The 1,833-nt window shown below is 47.2% G+C and carries 1 protein-coding gene and 1 pseudogene; one reads left to right on the top strand and one right to left on the bottom strand.

Going from position 1 to position 1,833, the window contains the following annotated elements:
- A pseudogene (locus F6K38_RS40935) lies at positions 1–389 on the top strand (hypothetical protein); the annotation flags it as partial.
- A gap of 263 nt (positions 390–652) precedes the next feature.
- Here the strand turns inward: F6K38_RS40935 and bioU are convergent.
- On the bottom strand, positions 653–1,693 hold the full coding sequence (bioU, locus tag F6K38_RS40930) for a (S)-8-amino-7-oxononanoate synthase BioU (protein WP_287360556.1): 1,041 nt from the start codon (positions 1,691–1,693) through the stop codon (positions 653–655).
- Between the last annotated feature and the right edge of the window lie 140 nt (positions 1,694–1,833).

Raw genomic sequence — 1,833 nt, 5'->3', positions numbered from 1 at the left:
GCACGATCACCGAAGCCGTAGGTTTACCCTGTGATCTAGCTATGGTAATGTGTGATCCCGAATGGAAAGTCAAGATGGAGATCGAGATTGTTCTATTTATCCATCGCCCCCATGAAGACTTTTCTGATTTGCTCAGTCGCTGGCGTCATACCCAAGTGTTACTAGACAAAGACTATGAATGGCTAATGCCTCCTGGCTATCAACACATTCTCAGTGATGGCGTAAACCGTATCTATCCCCTGTTTGTGGTGTTCCCAGAGACACCCCAACGGATTCAGCGAGGCTTACTAGGGGCTAGTCTACCATTTGTGCTGCAAACGACCGATGCTATTAGTCTGGAACAGGAGGAAACATCAGACAGCTGCTCCAGCAAAAGTCCACCAGCTTAGTTTAATAATTTGGGGAGATAGGGAGGTGGGGAGTTTGGGAGATGGGGAGATATTTATTAAGGGTAATTATCAGGAAATTATTTTATTATAGCGTTTTTTAGAGCTATAGACAGAAGAGGGCTCGCCCAAAGGTGGTGCGTTACGGGGCGGACTATCCCAACCCGGGCGAAGAAGCGGAAAATCATGGCAAGTCCGCCCCTAACGCACCCTACGCACTGTTCCCTACTCCCTACTCCCTACTCCCTACTCCCTAAAACCAATGACTATTTCACAAACTGCGGCATGACTTCAGCAGCAGTCAATAGACCATAAATCCCCTTGTGATGTAGGGAGACTCCTGCTTTTAGATAGCCAAAGGCGGGACCACAGACATTAGCAGCCATGCTGGTTTCATCACCAAGGGTAAAGGTGTGAGTGGAAATCTTACCCTCAAAGGTGCGACCTGTGATTTGGACATTGGTACTGAGGGGTTTTTTAGGATTGCGGGTATCAACGACACCACCAACAGAAACGCGATCGCGTGAGCAAATTCCTGCTAGTTCCAGCATCACATCATCAGCATGTTCCATATTCTCTAGGCTGATGATGCCTTGGGTTTGATCTAATAAGGCTTCCACTTCAGCATCACTCATGGCTTTGGCTCGTTCTACATCATAACCAGGAAGGTGAGCAATATCTTCTCGAATGGTGGCTCGATAGGCTTCCCAGTTAGCAATCCCTACCCCAAAGGTAATGTTGACACTGTGAATCTCGGCATAGCTTTGAGATGCGATCGCAGCAGCAGCGGTCAATAGTCCTGGTGTAGCACCGCAGCCAGTCATATAGGTAATTCCAGCTGCTTGCAATTCATCTTGCAGTTGCAACAGTTGTTCTACAGCACTAGTGCGCTTGAGAGCATCTACTAACACGCCTTGCCAACCCGATTGAATAAATTGCTTAACCACCGATGCCATAAAGGTATTCGGTAAATTTGGCAGTGCTAGGAAATATCCATCTACTGTCGCGTTTTGGATTAACTCTTCGATACTGTTGCTACTTAAAGTGCCACCTGGTTCTACATAACCCAATGAACCTTGGGATTGGTAGGTCTGGATACAACGCTCAGGATTTAACCCAGCCGCGTCATAAACATAACCTTTCCGGTCAGCTGCTGCTACCCAAAGCATTTCTCCCTTAGGAGCTAAGACTCTGGTAGCGGCTTGACCTAATCCCCCAAAGCCTAAAACCCCTACTCGTATTCGCTCTAATCCATTGGGATTGGAGGTTTTGGGGTTATTTACACCTCTGACTTGCGTTTCACTCATAACTTATAGACTCTTTAGCCGAACTTTAATAATTCATACTTCATACTTCATACTTTGCCCAGTCCCCTAGATTCTCTACATTTTGTTAATATCAGCCGTCAGCCGTCAGCCGTCAGCCGTCAGCCGTCAGCCGTCAGCCG

The organism is Moorena sp. SIO3B2 (genome assembly GCF_010692525.1).
Taxonomy (GTDB): Bacteria; Cyanobacteriota; Cyanobacteriia; order Cyanobacteriales; family Coleofasciculaceae; genus Moorena; species Moorena producens.
This window is presented reverse-complemented; position numbering and strand designations above follow the sequence as displayed.